Here is a 20,143-nt window from a genome sequence, read left to right as displayed (position 1 = left end):
ATCAAATACCTCCTTAAAAAAGAGTTTTAATAACGCTTTTATAGGTTCTGCCTATTGGAACTTTATAATCCCTAATTAAAATAGTATTGCCTTCAATCTCTTTGATTTTATCTTTTGCTACTATAAATGATTTATGAATTCTTAAAAATTCTGATTGTGGTAGCAGGTTTTCATAATGCGATATATTCTCATGACTAAGAATCATCTCTTCTTTAAAATATAGCTTACTATAATTACCATAAGCTTCTATGTACAATATCTCATTAGACTTTATTTGATGATATTTTTTATCCCCTTTAATATAAAAACGTAAGGGCTCCTCCTTTCTATCAACCTCATTATTAGTAAATTCATTAACCGGTCCGATTGCCTTATTAATAGCTTTTAAGAAGCGTTCAAAACTAAATGGTTTTAATAAATAATCGGATATATTAAGCTCATATCCGTCAAGAGCGAACTCCTTGTATGCAGTTGTTACTATCACCTTTGGTGGATTAACGAGCGTTTTTAGAAACTCAAAACCTGTAAGTTTTGGCATATTTAAATCTAAAAACATAAGGTCTACAGCACTTGTATTTAGAAACTGAATTGCTTCAAGAGCATTATAACAGTTTTTTTCAAGTTTTAAATGCGGTAACATCCCGCAAAATTCTGTTATTAATTCATGCGCTAAAGGTTCATCGTCAACAATAATATATCTAATCATCTTTTCTTGATTCTTAGATTAACCTTATAGATGTCAGCTACCTGACTTATGTTTAATGAATGTGTATTTGGGTAAATCAACAGTAGCCTTTTTTTCAAATTTTCTAATCCAATTCCCTTGTCTTCACTTTCTGAATCCTGTTCGTAATTGTTTTCAATTAAAAAATTGATCTCATTTAAATCACTAGTCAGCTTAATTTTAATGAACGCATCGTTTGCAAGTTTTTCGACCCCATGTTTAAATGCATTTTCTAACAATATAATAAATAGCAGCGGAGCCACCTTATCATCGTCAATGCAGTGATGTTCAAATTGAATACTCACGTTCTTATAATGCCTTATCTCATGTAGTGCAATATAGTTTTCTAAATACGCTATTTCATCAGATAGCAAAACCCGATCATTCTTACCTTCATAAATAGTATATCGCATCATATCAGATAATTTGAGTATTACTTCAGGGGCCTGATCTGACCGTTTAACTGATAAAGCATATAGGTTATTTAATGTATTGAATAAAAAATGAGGGTTTACCTGCGTCTTCAGCAATTCTAACTCGGCCTTTGATTTTTCCGATTTCAAATTTCTAAACCATTTCCACTGCTCATAAATCCAAATAAAAAATAAAATAGGAATGGGCAACATAAGCAAGTTAAGTGCTCGATCATGATATTGATCAAGATAGTTTTCATCAGCCCGTAAGTAAAAGAAGTAGGTTAAAATTATCCCGTAAGTTACCAGTATTAAGATCCTATACTTCATGAAGAACTTTGGGAAAATCAAATAAAACAACCCCAACCAGAATATCACGAGCAAAAACATGACAATTGGATGATCTGGTATCTGAAAATAGCTATTGGCACCAAAAATGGCGAATAATGTAATGATTAGAAGAGCGATTCCCAATATGATCTCCTTTCTTCTTTTTAAATACTGAATATGTCGAATTGTAAATGAAACCGCCAACCACCAAAAACCCATTATTAAAACGAGCTCTAAGGGAGCGTCTTCAGGTATTTTGATTGCTCCAACATACGACAAGTAGCTGGTGACAACTGCAACCACAATAGCCCCTATCCAAAATGCTTTATACCTTTTTAAAAACGATAACATGAGTCAAAACTAACTAGGTATATATGATCTTCCAAACTAATTGATAAACGACATTATTACCACCATCAATCGCAATAATTTTTGAACGAAATACCGCTAGAACAATTTATTGAACCGTGTGACCTCAAATAGGGAGCAAAAGTCATTTTAATTAGTTGGCGCTGTTGCGCGCCACTAGATTTACTCCAAAATTAAGATTGATGAACACACTTAAGATCGAGAATTTATTTAAAACATATTCTAATGGAGTACAAGCCTTAGAAAATATAAACCTTAACATTACCAATGGCATGTTCGGATTGTTAGGTGCTAATGGGGCGGGCAAATCTACTTTAATGCGCACTATTGCTGCTCTTCAAAAACCAACCACCGGCGATATAGTATTTAATGAGGTTAATATTGTAGAAAATGAGCAGAAGGTACGCAATCATTTGGGTTACCTACCGCAAGAATTTGGTGTTTATCCCAAAATATCCGCCCAGAAATTACTAGACCATCTTGCTGTTTTAAAAGGCATCTTAAATAAAAAAGAGCGAAAGAAACAAGTAGAAATGTTACTACAGCAAACCAATCTATACCAACATCGCAAAAAATCGGTTCATACATTTTCAGGAGGAATGAAACAGCGTTTTGGTATTGCTCAGGCCTTATTGGGCGATCCACAACTTATCATTGTAGATGAACCAACAGCCGGTTTAGATCCGGAAGAACGGAATCGCTTTTTAAATCTACTAAGTGATATAGGGCAAAACATAATAGTAATATTATCTACCCATATCGTTGAAGATATTCAAGAATTATGCACGCAGATGGCCATTCTTGCAAATGGGAAAATCATTTCTGAAGGCAATCCTAAAGAACTTGTAGAAACAATAAGAGGTAAAATCTGGAGCAAAATCATCCCAAAAGGGCAGCTTCCTGAATACAACAAAAAATACCCGGTAATCTCGACGAGACTTATTGCCGGCGAAACTCAAATAAGAGTTATTTCTGAAACACAGCCAGACGACGATTTCAAGATCGTAAACGCCGGTTTAGAAGATTACTACTTCACACAAATACATTTCGTAAACTCCTCAAAAAAGAAATAGAATGAGCCTATTACTACAATTACTTCGTTTTGAATTTTTATACCAATCAAAGCAAAGAGCATTGCCCCTTTTCTCACTACTTTTTTTTCTGTTTGGTTTTTTCCTTGGTGGTATTGGTCAAGCCCCCGCTCAAGTAGATTTCAATGCTGCTTACCAAGTAGTGAATAGTACAACTATTTCTTGTTTAGGGTGTGTATTTATCATCATGTTTTTTGCGGTGAGTGGTGCGCTCAGGGATAAAAAATACCAAATGCAGTCAATTGTGTTTAGCACTCCTATTCAAAAAAAATACTTCTTCTGGAGTCGATTCATTGGTGTTTTCATTTATAGCACATTAGCGTTCAGTCTTTTTCTTCCGGGGTTCATTGCTGGTTTATCTATTTCGGACCTTGATCCGGCGCGCATAGCTGTTTTTGATTTCTCAACATATATCTGGCCAATGCTGGTCATTGTTGTCCCTAACTTTTTTATATGCACTGCTCTTATATTCTCAGTAAGTATTTTAACTAAAAACAACTTAGCAACCTATTCGGCCGCGGTACTTATTTACATTCTGTATTTTTTAGTTGCATTTTATTCAAACTCTCCGATAATTGCATCTTCTGTGCCAGCGACTCCTGAGCAAATGGCAATAGCTGCCTTAACAGATCCTTTTGCAGGGGCGACCTTTTTTGAATATACCCAGTTCTGGACGCCTTATGAAAAAAGTAGTTTGAAGTTTACATTATCAGGATCTTACCTTTGGAACAGACTAATATGGACTGCATTCTCCTTAGTTGTTCTAGTAATTACCTATCACTTGTTTTCCTTTAGACAATCATCGCAAAGAGTCAAAAAAATAGAACAAGAAGAAAACACTGTTGCCGTTTCGCCATATTTCGCTGCTAAGTCTTCCGTTAATAGTAAAACACAATGGATAGCATTTTGGTCATCAATTAAAATTGATATAATTGGTGTTTATAAAAGTCTCCCTTTTCTAGTTGTTATATTAACTCTATTCTCCACCTCCATTCTTGAATTATATGCAAGAATTTTTGATGGTGGTGCTTATGGCGATAGCTGGTATCCATTTACCAATTTGCTTATTGAGATTGTAATGGAATTAGTCCCAATGATGTCGCTCATCTTAATTGTATTATATTCTGGTGAGCTCATTTGGAGAGCAAGAGACAAACAATTTGACAGCATTTTAAATACCTCTCCTACCTTAAACTGGGCGTTCTTTTTGTCAAAACTGATTGTGCTTGCATTAATTCCTATGATCCTCATTACAACCGTGATTATCGTTTGTATGGGCTTTCAACTAATCAATGGATATACCAATATTGAAATAGATCAATATCTAGCCATCTTTTATTACAACGGTGCTACATTATTCGTATCTGCCATCGTTGCCGTCTTTATTCAGAGTGTTGTAAATCATAAATACCTGGGAATGGGTATTACGGCACTCGTACTTCTCTTCCTAGGCACTTCACTTTCTGCCAATCTTGGCATTGAACACCCCATGCTTCGAATAGGAAATATGCCAACTCCCATATATTCAAATATGGCGGGCTATTCGCTGCATGCAAAAGCCTTTAATTCTTATGCACTATACTGGTTGTCATTTGGTACCATCCTATCTATTTTGTCTTTTAAGTTGTGGAACCGAGAAATCAACATAAAAAATAACTTCAAGAACTATTTTAGTCTAAAAAAATGGAAGCAGTGGGAATTGGTAAGTCTGTCATTAGGTGTCATTCTTTTTACTTTTTCTGCCCTAAATCTGTTTAACGAACTAAATATTAAAAATACGTATCAAACTTCAACCGATCGTAAAGATTACTTCGAGCAGTACGAGCGATTATTTAAGCAATACGATACGATACCTAGGCTTCATTATACTGATATGAAGACAAAAGTTGACATATTCCCTACCGAGCAAAAGTATGAGTTCTCTGCTGATTACCAACTTCTAAATAAAAACAACCTTCCTGTTACTCATCTGTTTATTACAGAGCGTAAAATACTATCATCAATTCATCTTGAAAACGCGAAACTCGTTTTTAAGGATACTGTATTTGGCACCTATCTTTTCAAGTTCAACAACCCCATTTTGCCTCAAGAAACAGCTAGATTTCAATATCAGTTTACCAAGCAATCAAGTCCTTATAAGGTAGACAGAACTATCGTAAAAAATGGCACTTACATCAGACATGATGTCTTCGAACCTGTATTGGGATATCGCTCTTCATTAGAGTTATCTGACCCATTTGAGCGCGAACAAACAGGCTTACCAAAAAAAGAAGAAGTCATTGCAGAAGATGACCACTTACATATAAATAATGCCCAGTATGGAAAAGTGAAATTCCGGACAGTAGTATCAACTGATTCGGATCAAATAGCGCTAGCACCAGGTAATTTGGTCAAAAAGCAGGATAAGAATAACAGAAGCTTCTATACTTATGAGTTCCCTGCAAAGCATATTCCCGCCTTGGCATATTTTTCAGCCGATTACGCTCTTAAAACGGATGCTTACGAAGACATTTCTTTAGAATATTACTATCAGGTAGGTCACGACACAAATCATAAAACAATAAATGAAAGTACGCGGGCTACTTTGGATTATTGTCTATCTAATTTTGGAGGTTACTTATTTGATCATTTACGAATAGCCGAAATTCCTTCTTATCACCCTTTTGGTGGTGCGGCGCACCCAGGACTTATTAATATGGTAGAAGACAATTTATATCTAATTGATATAAGAAACACCAAAACTTTTGATCTTGTTTCAAAAAGAACCATTCACGAGGTGGCCCACCAATGGTGGGGAATGCAATTGACCCCAAAAAACGTTAGTGGAGCAAGTTTTATAACCGAAGGCTTTACAAAATATACAGAAGGAGTAGTTCTTGAAAACATGTATGGAAAAGGCGCTCTTTGGGAACTCAACAAACAATCAATTTCCAGATATTTTAGTGGTCGCACCTTCGCTTCAGTTATAGAACCTCCTTTATATCTGCAACAAGATGAAAACTACCTTATATACGGGAAAAATGGGCCTGTATTGTTGTCAATCAGAGACCTTATTGGTGAGGAGACTCTTAACAACATACTACAAAGTTTGATGCAAAAATATCGTCATAATGATGAGCCTGGAGTGCATACATTGGAATTTCTAGAAGAACTCTACAAATTAACTTCAGAAAAATACCATCCTCTCGTTAATGATTGGATGAAAAGAATAATACGTTATGATTTATCTATTATTTCATCAACCCATGAAAAATTAGAGGACGGTACTTTTGACATTACTATTAAAGTACAGGCAAAACGATATAAGACCTTGAAAAATGGTCAAGAAAGAGAAATAGATATTAATGAGCCAATTCAAATCGGACTCTTTAATAAACATCCTAAAAATTTAGCCAAAAAAGACATCCCGATCTATCTTAACCAGCATCTTATTAAAGAGAATATAAGTACTGTTAAAATTAACGTAGAAAGTTTGCCAAACTTTATTTCTGTAGATCCATTTTTAACCAGAATAGACCGTATTTACTCAGACAATACCATTGTCTTAAAATAGCTAATTGCGTTCTTAATAGATGCAACATTTGCCACACGCAACGAGTTCGTTCTTTTTGCATCAACCTATGGTAAAACTCAATTAATATGCGGCGCCAATTTTTATACTTGTTTGCATTCTTATCATTTATAAGTTGTTCGAATGACGATGACAGGACAACATTTGAATCAGAAGGACTTATTACCGGGGCAGACCTTACCCTGTGTATTTGTTTTTGTGGTGGTTATTTCATAGAGATTGAAGATCAAACATACCGGTTCGAAGTTGATCAACTCCCCGCTAACGATTTGGATTTATCAATTGAAAACTTACCCTTAAAAGTTGACTTAAACTGGAGTTTAATTGAGCCTAATGATGATTGCGGAGCTTCGGATAGGATTTTAATTTCGTCAATAATAGAAGCCCCTTAATTACTTTCTCTTTCAACTCATTTTCTTAAATCTTTCCTAACAAAAATCTAAGTTGATACTTTCATTAGTATATTTAATTGTAGTTAGTAACTAACTACACCTCTCCATCCAATTGTATTGAACTAATGGTAAATCCCAAAATTCAGGGATGTGATCACCATTATTTCGTAATAATTTTACATTGATTTTAACGAAAAGCGTAACTTTCAGCTTGGTATACTGTTGTAATATATTACAACAGTAAATCAGCTACTTAACAAACAACCCATGAAGCGATTCCTAGCCCTTGTGCTGCTTACAGCAACAATTTTTTCCTGTAAAGACAAAGCAACTGAAACTGATAACTTATTCAATTTTAAAGACTACATTCATTACACCACCTCTGGTAGAATATCTATAGCACAGCCTATTCAAATAGATCTTGCAAAAGAAGTAGCCGGTTGGGAAACCGGTCAAATTCTTGAAAGTGCTATTATAAAAATAAGTCCTTCAATCGAAGGCACGTTGAAGGCTGCAAACAAGCGTTCGCTCATTTTTCAACCTAGTGACGACCTACAGCCGGATACTGAATACAAGATTACCCTTAACCTAAGAAAGATATATGACGATCTTCCATCTGCTTATAAACAATATAGCTTTTCGTTTAAAACAATAGAACCCAACTTCAATATTGTAACCAACAACCTACAGTCATACAGCAAGCAATGGCAATATTTAGAAGGTGTTATTAAAACCGCCGACATTATCACTTTAGAAAACGCTAAAAAACTGGTTTCAGCAATACAAAACAAAAAGGATCTATCAATAAAGTTTGATGAGTCCGTCCAAAAATCAACAGTATTTGATTTTAAGATCGACAGCATCGAACGAGAAGTTGAAGACACAAAAATCAGTATCAAATGGAATGGAAATGCCATCAACGCGGATAATAATGGTGAAAACACAGTCACTATTCCTGGCATTAACAACTTCACTATTATTGAAGTAGATGTTATTCAAAGTCCTGAACAATACTTAAGTATCAATTTCTCTGATCAACTTAAAAAACAACAGAATTTTGATGGTTTGGTTTCCATTTCAGGCGTTAAAAATCCCAATTTCACGGTCGATGGGAATGTACTTAAAGTCTATCCAGGTAGCAGAGTTGTTGGCAACGTACAAGTGGATATTTTTCAAGGCATCAAAAACACTGATAACTATCGCTTAAAAAAAGCTTTTTCTGAAACGATTTCCTTTGAAGAATTAAAGCCGCAAGTTAGGCTGGTCACTAACGGCGTTATTCTGCCTAATTCACAAAACCTAAAGTTCAATTTCGAGGCGGTAAGTCTTAAAAAGGTCGATGTGCGAATTATCAAGATCTATGAAGATAATATGTTGCAGTTTCTGCAGGATAACAATATAAACGGAGGGTATAGCAATAGTATAAAACGAGTCGGGAGACGCATTGCCAAAAAGACAATTCAGTTGGTGAACGATGGTGAAGTTAATTCTGGAAAATGGAGCGCTTATAGTGTTGACCTTGCTAGTATTTTTAATGCCGATCCTGGCGCAATGTATCGTATTGAGCTTAGTTTTAAACCCTCTTATTCTTTATATGATTGTGGTGAAAACTCAACTCAACCAGATGACGATAATGAAGATATTGCAGATTACAATAACCAGGAAAATGAAATAGCCGAAGAAGAGTACTGGGATAATCTACGGTATAATTATCGCAATTATCGGTATAACTGGAATCAGCGTGAGAATCCGTGTCATGAAGCGTATTACCATGAAGATAGGATTGTCACCAATAACTTGCTGGCTTCTAATCTAGGAGTAATCGCAAAACGCGGGACCAATAAGTCATATTATTTTGCGGTGACCAATATTTTAACAACTGAACCACAGGCTGGAACAACCATTAAACTATTCAATTTTCAGCAACAAGAGATCGGCTCCATAAATACTGATAATGATGGTTTAGCCATTTTTGACGCCGATAACTATGCTTCTTTTGCAATGGCTTCTAAAGGGAATAGTACAACCTACATTAAGTTAGATGATGGCAATTCCCTATCGCTTAGTAAGTTTAATGTATCGGGGAGAACATTGCAACGTGGGTTAAAAGGATTTATCTATGGTGAACGCGGAGTTTGGCGCCCAGGAGATTCACTACATCTTACTTTTATGTTGAATGACAACGGTAACAAACTGCCAAAAAAACACCCTGTTCGTATGGAGGTTACCGACCCTAGCGGGAAACTCATATATAAAAAGATACTCTCCAATGGGGTTAATAATGTATATGCATTTAAAGTCCCAACTAACAGCGAAGACAAAACAGGAAACTGGAATGCAACGGTTTCTGTGGGGGGTGCTCGTTTCTATAAATCCTTAAAAGTTGAAACGGTAAAACCAAATCGACTAAAGATCAAATTCGATTTTGAAAATGAGGTTCTGTCTAGCAAACAAGCTCTAAATGCCGATTTAAATGTGCAGTGGTTACATGGTGCTCCTGCAAAAAATTTGAAGGCCGAAGTCCGAGCCAATTTCACTTCAAGCTACACTGGCTTTAAAAAATATCCTAAATATATTTTTAATGATCCTACAAGAACCTTTCGCTCAGAAGAAATGACCATTTTTGAAGGAAATGTGAATGAAGAAGGAAGCGCTACGATCAACAAGACAATCAACATTGGCACCAATGCTCCAGGAATGTTGAACGTGTCATTTTTAACTCGGGCTTTTGAGCAGGGTGGTGATTTCTCAATAGATGCTTTTAGTAAGAAATATTCTCCATACGAGTCCTATGTTGGTATTCGTTCTCCTAAAAGTAGAGCGTACGGATCGTACTATACCGATGAAAATACCACTTTTGATATTGTTACTGTTGATGAAAATGGAAAGCCTGTTCGGCGAAAGAACTTAGAGGTACGAGTATATCAAGTGAAATGGCGTTGGTGGTGGAGTTCTTCATATGATAATCTAGCTTCTTATGCTTCAAACAATTACCACCGCCCGTTTATCACCAAAAAAGTAAACACCAATAGCAAAGGAGAAGCTAGTGTTACAATCAATGTTCCTGATAATGATCGTGGGCGTTATTTAATTCGTGTGTACGATCCGAAAAGTGGTCACGCTACTGGCCGTACAGCTTATTTCTATAAAAATTGGTGGCGAAGTGACTGGTCTGCTGATAGCGAAGCAGCAAGTATGCTTGTATTCTCTACCGATAAAGAAAAATATAATGTAGGTGAAACTGCTACTGTAACCTTCCCTTCAGGATCAGAAGGCCGCGCTTTGGTAAGTGTTGAGAATGGTACAGAAGTGCTTCAAACTACTTGGATTAAAACCAAAAAAGGTGAGACTAAAGCGAGTGTTCAAATAACTAAAGAAATGGCTCCTAATGTCTTTATTAATATCTCGTTATTACAACCACATGCAGTTACTGAAAATGACCTGCCATTACGCTTATACGGAGTGATTCCAATCATGGTTGAAGATGCAAATACTAGGCTAGACCCTCAAATTTCGATGCCTGATGAGCTTCAACCCGAAAAAGAATTTACGGTTAAGGTACATGAGAAAAACAATAAAGCAATGACCTACACCGTAGCAGTAGTGGATGATGGACTACTCGACCTCACCCGTTTTAAAACCCCTAATGCATGGAATGAATTTTACGCAAGAGAAGCGCTTGGGGTTAAAACATGGGATATTTATGACTATGTTATGGGCGCATATGGTGGTAGTATAGAACAGGTGTTTAGTATTGGTGGTGATGGCGAAGCTGGTGGTGGGAAAAAGAAAAAAGCAAACCGATTTAAGCCTGTAGTGAAATACCTAGGCCCATTTAGCTTGAAGAAAGGCGAAACTAAAAGCCATAAAATAACGATGCCTAACTATGTAGGTTCGGTCCGTACTATGGTCGTTGCGGGAGATATTACCAATGCCGCCTACGGTAATGCGGAAAAAACAACCCCAGTGAAAAAATCATTAATGGTCTTGGCTACCTTGCCCAGAAAGTTAAGCCCTGGTGAGAAAGTTAGTCTTCCGGTTAGTGTTTTTGCCATGGATAACAAAGTGAAAAACGTCAGTCTTAGTTTAAAATTAAGTGACGGAATAAGCGTTGTTGGAGAAAAAACCAAGTCTCTGTCTTTTGCAAAACCTGATGAGAAAATGGCGTTTTTCGAGCTGGATGTTAGTAAAGCAAAGGGCATTAATAAAGTACAGGTAATTGCTACCGGTAATGGAGAAAAATCAACCTATGAAGTTGAGATCGATGTGGTGAATCCGAATCCGATAACTACTAAATTCAATGATGTCGTTTTAGAAGCGAATACTACTCAAACAATTCCATTTGAGACCTTTGGGGTAGTGGGTACTAATGCTGCCCAGGTTGAATTTTCTACACTGCCTCCAATGGATTTTACCCGAAGAATGGAATATCTTATAAGGTACCCTCACGGATGTGTCGAGCAAACCACAAGTAGTGTATTCCCTCAGTTATATTTAGCTGATATATTCGATATGGATTATAAGAAAAAACAGGAAATAGAGAAAAATGTCAAGAACGGCATCAAACGTTTATCACATTTTCAACAACCCAATGGCGGCATGAGTTATTGGATTGGTGAAAACACAGCCAATGATTGGGGTACTAGTTATGCTGGTCATTTTATGATTGAGGCCGAGAAGAAAAGTTATACTCTTCCGCTGACTTTTATGAGCAATTGGATAAGATATCAAAAGCAGGCCGCTCGCGATTGGAGACCTAGTTACAAGTATTACAGATCGGATGTTGCCCAAGCTTATCGTCTGTATACGCTGGCACTATCGGGCAATCCTGACTTGTCTTCGATGAATCGATTACGTGAGTTTAGTGAGATCTCTAACGATGCAAAGTGGCGACTTGCAGCAGCCTACGCCCTGGCGGGTCAAAAAGAAGCGGCAGATAAGCTAATGGCGCGATCTAATATCGATTTTAAAGCGGTAAATGGGGATTATTACACTTACGGATCAGTTGATAGAAATAGAGCAATGGCATTAGAAACTATGGTAATTACCGGTAGTAGCAAAGCAAGAGAAGTTGCTGAATATCTTGCGAAACAACTATCATCTGATCGTTGGATGAGTACGCAAACAACGGCATACAGTTTACTAGCTATGGCTAAAATGGTCGAGAAAAATGGCGGAAAGGCTTTAAACTTAAAATACGCTTTTAATGATCAGCCCAATCAAGCTATTGACACTAAAAAAGCCATTGCGCAACGTGAGCTACGAGTAAAACAAGGATCTAATAGTTTAAACATCACTAATAATAAAAGTAATGTCGTATATGTGAGAGTCGTTACCGCTGGTAAACTCCCACTAGGAGAAGAAACTATAGAGCAACGAGGGCTGAGTCTTTCTGTAAGTTATACTGATGCCAAAGGGAACGCAATCGATGTTAGCAAATTAACTCAAGGTACCGATATTGTAGCAAACATTTCTGTTTCTAACTTAAAAAGAGAGGCTGTAAAAGATATTGCACTCACACAAATTTTCCCTTCAGGATGGGAGATTGTTAATACACGGTTCACTGCATATGGCAATAACACAGCTAATCAAGCACGATATACGGATATTCGTGATGATCGTGTTAATTTCTATTTTGATTTAAGTAGAAGTGGATCGACCGGCTCAAATAAAAAATTCAGTGTGCTTCTGAATGCAGCTTATTTAGGTAAATACTATTTACCTGGTACACAAGCAGAGGCAATGTATGACAATGATTATTTAGTAAGAAATAAAGGACAATGGGTGGAGATTGAGAAGTAAACAACTATGTCTGTTTGAGCACTGTCGAGAACTAATATGACGACGAGTAGGTTTCGACAGCGCTCAAACAGACATTTCAATTAGTTATCCCAAGGCTTTGCATTTTTAGCCTTCGGTCCTTGAAGCTGTTTCCTTTTAAAGAACACCACTTTTTTGGTAGCATCGTTCTTTTTCTGCCAAGGCTTTTGATTCTTAAAAGCAGGTCCTGTTAATTGCGTTGGTTTTTCAGCAATAACAAGCTCGTTTTTAGAATCGTATTTTACTGCTGGATGGGCATTTTTATAAGCCGGACCAGTAAGTTTTTTATCCTGAGCAGATAGGCTAAATCCTATTAAAAGCGAAACTGATAAAATTGCATATTTCATAATTTGAAGTATTAAATTTTGTCAATTATAAAATTACAACATCATTAATTGACTTCAAAATGAAGTATTAATAAAATATGCTTAAAAAAGTAAGAGGCTACATTATTAAAAACAAAATCAAATCGATCATATTTTTGGTTGGCTTGATTGCTTACGCATTTTGTTTACCCAGACCTCTTTTTAAAGATTCTACAGCAACAGTAATCGATAGCGAAAATGGTGAGTTACTAGGCGCTTTAATAGCCGATGACGGACAATGGCGATTTCCGTCGAATGATAGTGTCCCTGATAAATTTAAGCACTGTATTATTCATTTTGAGGATGAATATTTTTATAAGCACCCGGGATTCAATCCCATTTCAATTGCAAAAGCCCTAAGTCAGAACATCAAATCAGGTAGTATTAAACGCGGCGGAAGTACACTTACTCAACAAACAATTCGGTTAGCTAGAAAAGGAAAAAAACGTACGTATGGTGAAAAACTGGTTGAATTAATTCTTGCCACTCGTCTCGAATTAAGGCATAGTAAAGACAAGATTTTATCCCTATATGCTTCACATGCACCTTTTGGAGGTAACGTCGTAGGTTTAGATGCCGCTGCATGGCGATACTTTGGCAGAAACGCTGAAGATTTGTCCTGGGCCGAAAGTGCTACACTTGCAGTTTTACCCAATGCTCCGGGGCTCATTTTTCCAGGTAGAAATCAAGATAAACTACTTAAAAAGAGAAATCGGCTTTTAAAAAAGCTACTAGAAAAAGAAATTATCGACAGCCTAACCTATGAGCTCTCAATTGCTGAAGCCCTTCCTCAAAAACCATATCCTATACAGCAATTAGCACCTCATTTACTTCAAAAAATAGCCGCTAAACACCGAGGGGAACGCATTCGCACATCAATTAAAACAAGATTACAGCTTCAAACCAATGAGCTAGTTAGCAACCATCATTTCAGTTTAAAACAAAATGAGATTTATAACATAGCGGTATTAGTGCTTGACGTGAAAACAAGAAAAGTACTGGCTTATATAGGCAACTCACCTACCGATAATGCACATCAAAAACACGTAGATGTTATAGACAAACCCAGGAGTACAGGTAGTATTATGAAACCTTTTTTGTTCGCTTCGGTGCTCGATGCTGGAGACATTTTACCCAATACCTTGGTTGCCGATGTCCCCACTCAAATTGCTGGCTACAATCCCGAAAACTTCAATAAACAATTTGATGGTGCAGTTTCAGCAAGTAAGGCTTTATCGCGTTCGCTTAATGTTCCATCGGTGCGAATGTTACAACAATATGGCCTCGATCGCTTCTACCATCAACTAAAACAGCTTAATTTAAAAGACTTAAAATACAATGCAAACCATTACGGTTTGTCACTCATTCTTGGTGGTGCAGAGAGTAATTTATGGGATTTAACCAAAACCTATGCTGCCTTTTCATCCACTTTAAATCACTTTAATAAAAACTCAAGCACCTACTATACTAATGAGTTTTGCGAACCTACTTTTTACGCGAATAAAGAAGTAAATTTCGGCACTGTAAGTAGAGAAAAAACTGTTTTTGATGCTGGTTCTATTTACCTCACTTATGAATCGATGAAAGAGGTTAACCGACCCGAGGGCGAAGAAAATTGGGAGTTTTTCGATGCTAGCAAGCAAATTGCCTGGAAAACGGGAACTAGTTATGGTTTTCGGGATGCATGGGCCATTGGTACGACAAAAGACTATGTGGTTGGTGTTTGGATAGGTAATGCTGATGGAGAAGGGCGACCTGGATTGGTTGGTGTCGAGGCTGCTGCACCCATACTTTTTGATGTTTTTGATTTATTACCCCGTAGCAAATGGTTTGAAAAACCCTATGATGAAATGAGAGAGGTGGCTGTTTGTGCAAAAAGCGGTTATCGTGCTGGAGAATTTTGCGAAGAAACTATACAAAGTTTTGTACAAGTAAGCGGACTTAAAACAAAACCTTGCCCCTATCATATTTGGGTACACTTAGATAAAAATGAGCAGTTTCAAATCAATTCATCCTGCGAACCCCTGACCAATATTGTCAACAAATCGTGGTTTGTATTGCCACCCTTAATGGAGTATTACTATCAGAAAAAAGACCCATACTACAAAAGCCTTCCCAATTTTCGTCCTGATTGTTTAGGTGAAAATTCATTGACTATGGACTTTATTTACCCAAAGGAAAATAGCAAGATATTTTTGCCTAAAGATTTTGATGGGACTACCAACGAGTTGATATTTAAATTGGCACATTCACAAAGTGAAACGACTGTTTTTTGGTATGTTGATGACATGTTCGTAGGAAGCACCAAAAACATTCATGATTTTGCCTTACAACCAAAAACTGGGAAGCACATCATCACCGTGGTTGATGAATTTGGAAATGAGGCAAAAAGACGAATTGAGATTGGGGAGTGATTATCATCAATCATACTTTTAGAGTTTTCAAAGGCTAGTATTTAAAACAAAAAAACCGCCCCAACAAAGGAGCGGTTAAATTAGACATATTAGCATATGCAGCGTAGCGGCTGCGTGTCTTTTACATCTTCTATTTCTTCAATGCTTCTAAAATTTCTTTTAAAAGATCATTATCTGAAGGACCTGCTGGTGCAGCGGGTGGTTCCGGCTTTTTCATTTTATTAACGCCCTTTACAATTAAGAACATTACAAATGCTACGATTATAAAGTCGATCACGTTTGTTAGGAAGGTTCCATACTCAAGCCAAACTTCGCCGACCATTTCTCCGGCTTCATTGGCCGTTCCGTCTTTGAGTTTCATACGCAAATCTTTAAAATCAGAATCAAATAATAATCCGATTAATGGTGAAACGATTCCTCCGGTAAACGAAGCTACTAACTTGTTAAAAGCAGCACCCATTACGAAACCTACGGCAATATCTACCAGATTTCCTTTCATGGCGAAATCTTTAAACTCACTAAAAAATCCCATAATAATATTATTGTTAATTGGTTTATATGACTTTAAATGTAGTCAAAAATCCAATCCTTTAACAAAATTTTTGCTAAAATGTATCCGTCTTTATCGAAGAAACGTTCGTTTTACTCGTTGAGATACCGCTGTTAGCAATTCATAAGAAATGGTGTTTGCTAATGGTGCCATATCTTCTGCTGTATAATTCTCGTCAAATAGTACCACTTCATCACCTTCCCGACAATCAATATTGGTAATATTAACCATAATCATATCCATGCATACATTACCAATTATTGGAGCTTTTTTCTTGTTGATCATTACAAACCCTCTTTCATTACCAAAGCTTCGACTAATACCATCAGCATGACCAATAGGAATTGTAGCAGTTTTTTCGTATCCTTTTGAAACATAGGCACGATTATAGCCGACAGTTTCACCTGGTTCAATCATATGAATTTGAGAAATTACCGATCTTAAACTGGCAACCGGTTTTAATTTGCCGGTATATTTTGGGTCATTACCATAACCATAAAGAGCGATTCCGCAACGAACCATATCGAACTGTGCATCGGGATAATTTAATAATCCCGAAGAGTTTAATTGGTGCATCATTGGTTGATACCCCAGTTTTTCAGCAATTTCGTTAGCAATTTTCTTAAAAGAAGTGATCTGACCCAATGTAAATTCCTGCTCATTTTCATCTTCGGAAGCTGCCAAATGCGAAAAAACCGATTTTACTTGTAGCTCAGGAGCTTTTTTTAACCTATCAATAATATAATCGACATCATTTTCCCAAAATCCAAGTCGATTTAATCCCGTGTTAAATTTGATATGAACCGGATAATTTTTTTGATTTTGTTGGGCAGCTGCGTCAATAAATCTATTTAAAATTCGAGCAGAATATAAGCTGGGCTCAAGACAGCGATCGATAATTGTTTTGAAGTTAACAGCTTGTGGGTGAAGTACTAAAATGGGCGTTTCAATCCCAGCATTGCGCAGTGCAACGCCCTCATTTGTATACGCTACCGCAAAATAATCTACCCCTAAAGTTTCCAAGAATTTAGCAATTTCAACAGAATCACTCCCATAACCAAATGCTTTTACCACTGCAAGTAATTTGGTTTCGGTTTTTAAAAGCGATCTAAGATAATTGTAATTATGCGCCAACGCATTAAGGTCTATTTGTAATACCGTTTCTTGTGCAGCCATTAGTCAGCAGACTTTTTACCTTTAGCATCTAGTTCTTCAGCATCTTTAACCTCCATATTTCTCACTTTTTGACGAAGCATTGCTTTGTAGTAGGCTGCACGACTCAAGGGTTCATATTCTTCTGTTTCACCAAGCATTACCAACTTGTCATTTTCGGCTTTTCTAAAACTATATTGAGCAAGGTTTCCCGTGCGCGTGCAAACTGCGTGTACTTTGGTCACATATTCAGCAGTAGCCATTAGGTTTGGCATGGGCCCAAATGGGTTTCCTTTAAAATCCATATCTAATCCTGCAACTATCACGCGAATCCCTTTGTTAGCAAGGTCATTACATACCGAAACAATTTCATCATCAAAAAACTGAGCTTCATCAATACCCACGACATCACAGTTATCCGCTAACAAACGAATATTAGCTGCTGCCGGAACCGGTGTAGAGCGTATCTCATTGTCATCATGCGAAACTACTTTTTCGTCATCATAACGAATGTCAATTGCCGGCTTAAAAATTTCCACTTTTTGCCTTGCAAATTGCGCTCTTTTCAATCTTCTAATCAATTCTTCCGTTTTCCCAGAAAACATCGAGCCGCAGATCACTTCGATCCAGCCAAATTGCTCTTTATGATTTACCGTGTTTTCGAGAAACATTTTGTAATTTTCTAGACGAAAACGTACAGAAGTTACGTTTACTTATAAGTGACACAAACATACATAATTTAAATACAAAAGTGATGAAGCGGAAGTTGGAAAAAGAGTTGAATGATCTTGCAGTGCGAATTTTAAAAATGAAGGATGAATCAGATATCATCATATTACAAAAAGAAGCGAAACGTATTTATGAAAAGTTAACCGTAATGCGATTTCTGGAAACTAACTTCTCTGAAGATGAACTTGATCTCACCAAAGTAAGTAAAAAAGAGGCGTTTGGTCGCTTAGGCGAAAAAATGGAGGTGCCAGAAGAAAATCCAAATCAAGAAGATATTAGAAACCACAATTTAATGGATACCATTAAAGGTATGGTTACCGAAATGCCTAGAGAAGAGACACTAGATGATATTTTAAAGGACATCGTACCTCCGCCTGTTTTTGAAAAAAGCGATATGACCGATGTTACTCCTACCGCAAATGACATCGCTACAGAAAAAAAAGTGCAATCGATCAACGATCGGTTTAAAAAGGAAATGAATATTGGGTTAAATGATAAAATCGCGTTTATAAAACATTTGTTTGACGGTAAAAATGAAGCGTATGATGAAGCAGTTGCAATGATTAACTCAAAAGATTCCTTTGCAGATGCTGAGTCATACATTAAGATTACCTTAAAACCTAAATACAACTATTGGTTAGGAAAAGAAGATTATGCCGACCGTTTTATGGAAATTGTCGAAAGTCGATTCGCTTAAAATTCAATCCAACTGCAACTAAATGAAAACCAGAACCATAATTTATTGGGTGTCTACTATTTTAATTTGTGCACTCATGGCCTATTCGGCAAGCATGTATTTTATGAATACCGAAATGATTCAAAGTTATTTCGAATCACATGGGTATCCTAGTTATATAGTTATTCCGCTTGCCGTTGCTAAGGTATTAGGGATTATAATGTTATTGATAAGAAAAGTCCGGTGGCTTACAGACTGGGCTTATGCTGGTTTCTTTTTTGATTTAGTGTTGGCAGCGGCTTTACACTACGTGCATCAGGAGGACGTTTTGCCTGCAATTGTTGGAATAGTACTTGTTTTCGTTTCTTTTTTCTTAGGAAACCAAGTGCGCCCATATCCGTTAAACGATGTCTAAACTATACATTGTTCCTACACCTATTGGAAATTTAAAAGATATGACCTTTCGTGCTGTTGAAGTGCTAAAGGACGTTGATTTGATACTTGCGGAGGACACCAGAACAAGCGGTAAGCTTTTAAAACATTTTGAGATTAATACGCATATGCAATCACATCATATGCATAATGAGCATAAAACCGTTGATGCCATTGTACAACGAATTAAAAGTGGCCAACAAGTGGCATTAATTAGTGATGCTGGTACTCCTGCAATTTCAGATCCCGGTTTTTTATTGACTCGGGCTTGTATTGAAAATGGTATCGAAGTGGAATGCCTACCAGGAGCTACCGCTTTTGTGCCAGCATTGGTGAATAGCGGATTACCAAATGACAAATTTGTCTTTGAAGGTTTCCTTCCTGTAAAAAAAGGGCGTCAAACGAGATTGCAGTTGCTTGCCGAAGAAACTCGCACTATGGTTTTCTACGAATCACCACACAAACTACTCAAAACACTGGGAAATTTCATTGAATACTTTTCAGAAAACAGACAGGTCTGTATATCTCGAGAGTTAAGCAAATTACACGAAGAAAACGTTCGTGGAACATTAAAAAAAGTGCTTTCTCATTTTGAGCAGTATCCTCCAAAAGGAGAATTGGTTATTGTTGTTGCAGGTAAGGGGAAATAAAATTTGATGTAAGTTTTACCGCTAGTTAAACAAAATAATAAATGAGCAAACTATCACTTAAAAATCACTTGTTATTGCTATTGATGAGCTTCGTTACTTGGGGGTTTTTTGTCATTGTTGGACTTCCGGATTACGGACAAAGTTGGAGCTATGATTTAACTGTAATTGTTGTGATTGCAATAACAGTATTGTATGTACCTTTTGGTAAACTATTAATTAAAAAAATGTTTCCTGGTCAAGCGTATTTTAAAAACTCGCTTTGGTTGGCATTTTATCTCACAGTTCCGTTATTTACTTATGATGTTGTTTTTCTAGCAATTATTGGAGGAGAAGGTCTGAAGTTCATCCCTAAATATTGGTATTTGACTTTTTTCTACTTTTCGTTTTGGCTTCAGTTTCCATTGATTGGGTTACTTCTAGAAAAAAACTTGACCGAAAAAACTTAATTCAAATTATACCAAAACA

The 20,143-nt window shown here is 36.7% G+C and carries 15 protein-coding genes; 9 read left to right on the top strand and 6 right to left on the bottom strand.

What is annotated here, in order from left to right:
* Nucleotides 1-13: 13 nt before the first annotated feature.
* Together ABN763_RS05240 and ABN763_RS05235 are read right to left on the bottom strand one after the other, a co-directional pair.
* The gene (locus ABN763_RS05240; protein ID WP_410484381.1) at nt 14-706 is read right to left on the bottom strand and encodes a LytR/AlgR family response regulator transcription factor; all 693 of its coding nucleotides are present in this window, start codon (nt 704-706) and stop codon (nt 14-16) included.
* Nucleotides 703-1,818 carry a sensor histidine kinase gene (locus ABN763_RS05235; protein ID WP_410484380.1) on the bottom strand — a complete coding sequence of 372 codons (1,116 nt, stop codon included), beginning with the start codon at nt 1,816-1,818 and terminating at the stop codon, nt 703-705. Before ABN763_RS05235 ends, ABN763_RS05240 begins: the two co-directional genes overlap by 4 nt.
* 200 nt (nt 1,819-2,018) lie before the next feature.
* Between ABN763_RS05235 and ABN763_RS05230 the strand changes: the two genes are divergently transcribed.
* From ABN763_RS05230 to ABN763_RS05215, 4 genes are all read left to right on the top strand, one after another.
* Nucleotides 2,019-2,909 carry an ABC transporter ATP-binding protein gene (locus ABN763_RS05230; protein ID WP_410484379.1) on the top strand — a complete coding sequence of 297 codons (891 nt, stop codon included), beginning with the start codon at nt 2,019-2,021 and terminating at the stop codon, nt 2,907-2,909.
* 1 nt (nt 2,910) lies between these two features.
* On the top strand, nt 2,911-6,480 hold the full coding sequence (locus ABN763_RS05225; protein WP_410484378.1) for a M1 family aminopeptidase: 3,570 nt from the start codon (nt 2,911-2,913) through the stop codon (nt 6,478-6,480).
* 86 nt (nt 6,481-6,566) lie between these two features.
* Entirely contained in the window at nt 6,567-6,890 is a 324-nt protein-coding gene (locus tag ABN763_RS05220) for a hypothetical protein (protein WP_410484377.1), read from the top strand.
* Nucleotides 6,891-7,157: 267 nt separating this feature from the next.
* Entirely contained in the window at nt 7,158-12,692 is a 5,535-nt protein-coding gene (locus tag ABN763_RS05215; RefSeq protein WP_410484376.1) for an alpha-2-macroglobulin family protein, read from the top strand.
* An 80-nt stretch (nt 12,693-12,772) separates the two neighbouring features.
* Here ABN763_RS05215 and ABN763_RS05210 read toward each other — a convergent pair whose 3' ends face one another.
* Nucleotides 12,773-13,057 carry a hypothetical protein gene (locus ABN763_RS05210; RefSeq protein WP_410484375.1) on the bottom strand — a complete coding sequence of 95 codons (285 nt, stop codon included), beginning with the start codon at nt 13,055-13,057 and terminating at the stop codon, nt 12,773-12,775.
* A gap of 77 nt (nt 13,058-13,134) precedes the next feature.
* Between ABN763_RS05210 and pbpC the strand changes: the two genes are divergently transcribed.
* Nucleotides 13,135-15,489: a penicillin-binding protein 1C gene (pbpC, locus tag ABN763_RS05205; protein WP_410484374.1), complete on the top strand. Its 2,355-nt coding sequence runs from the start codon at nt 13,135-13,137 to the stop codon at nt 15,487-15,489.
* Nucleotides 15,490-15,619: 130 nt separating this feature from the next.
* Here pbpC and mscL read toward each other — a convergent pair whose 3' ends face one another.
* The 3 genes from mscL to ABN763_RS05190 form a co-directional block, all read right to left on the bottom strand.
* Nucleotides 15,620-16,021, bottom strand: coding sequence for a large conductance mechanosensitive channel protein MscL (gene mscL, locus ABN763_RS05200; RefSeq protein ID WP_410484373.1), 402 nt, complete (start codon nt 16,019-16,021; stop codon nt 15,620-15,622).
* Between the two features lie 90 nt (nt 16,022-16,111).
* On the bottom strand, nt 16,112-17,215 hold the full coding sequence (alr, locus tag ABN763_RS05195) for an alanine racemase (protein ID WP_410484372.1): 1,104 nt from the start codon (nt 17,213-17,215) through the stop codon (nt 16,112-16,114).
* Nucleotides 17,215-17,862 (bottom strand): thymidine kinase, encoded by a 648-nt coding sequence (locus ABN763_RS05190; protein ID WP_410484371.1) that lies wholly within the window; start codon nt 17,860-17,862, stop codon nt 17,215-17,217. The genes alr and ABN763_RS05190 overlap by 1 nt, the downstream gene beginning before the upstream one ends.
* An 83-nt stretch (nt 17,863-17,945) precedes the next feature.
* Between ABN763_RS05190 and ABN763_RS05185 the strand changes: the two genes are divergently transcribed.
* From ABN763_RS05185 to ABN763_RS05170, 4 genes are read left to right on the top strand one after another with little or no spacing between them, the layout of a single operon-like run.
* The gene (locus ABN763_RS05185) at nt 17,946-18,617 is read left to right on the top strand and encodes a hypothetical protein (RefSeq protein WP_410484370.1); all 672 of its coding nucleotides are present in this window, start codon (nt 17,946-17,948) and stop codon (nt 18,615-18,617) included.
* A gap of 22 nt (nt 18,618-18,639) precedes the next feature.
* Nucleotides 18,640-19,011, top strand: coding sequence for a DoxX family protein (locus ABN763_RS05180; protein ID WP_410484369.1), 372 nt, complete (start codon nt 18,640-18,642; stop codon nt 19,009-19,011).
* Nucleotides 19,004-19,678, top strand: coding sequence for a 16S rRNA (cytidine(1402)-2'-O)-methyltransferase (gene rsmI / locus ABN763_RS05175; RefSeq protein WP_410484368.1), 675 nt, complete (start codon nt 19,004-19,006; stop codon nt 19,676-19,678). Before ABN763_RS05180 ends, rsmI begins: the two co-directional genes overlap by 8 nt.
* Nucleotides 19,679-19,719: 41 nt before the next feature.
* The gene (locus tag ABN763_RS05170) at nt 19,720-20,124 is read left to right on the top strand and encodes a hypothetical protein (protein ID WP_410484367.1); all 405 of its coding nucleotides are present in this window, start codon (nt 19,720-19,722) and stop codon (nt 20,122-20,124) included.
* Nucleotides 20,125-20,143: the final 19 nt, after the last annotated feature.

This window comes from Spongiivirga sp. MCCC 1A20706 (assembly GCF_046524175.1).
Lineage (GTDB): Bacteria > Bacteroidota > Bacteroidia > Flavobacteriales > Flavobacteriaceae > Spongiivirga.
This window is presented reverse-complemented; position numbering and strand designations above follow the sequence as displayed.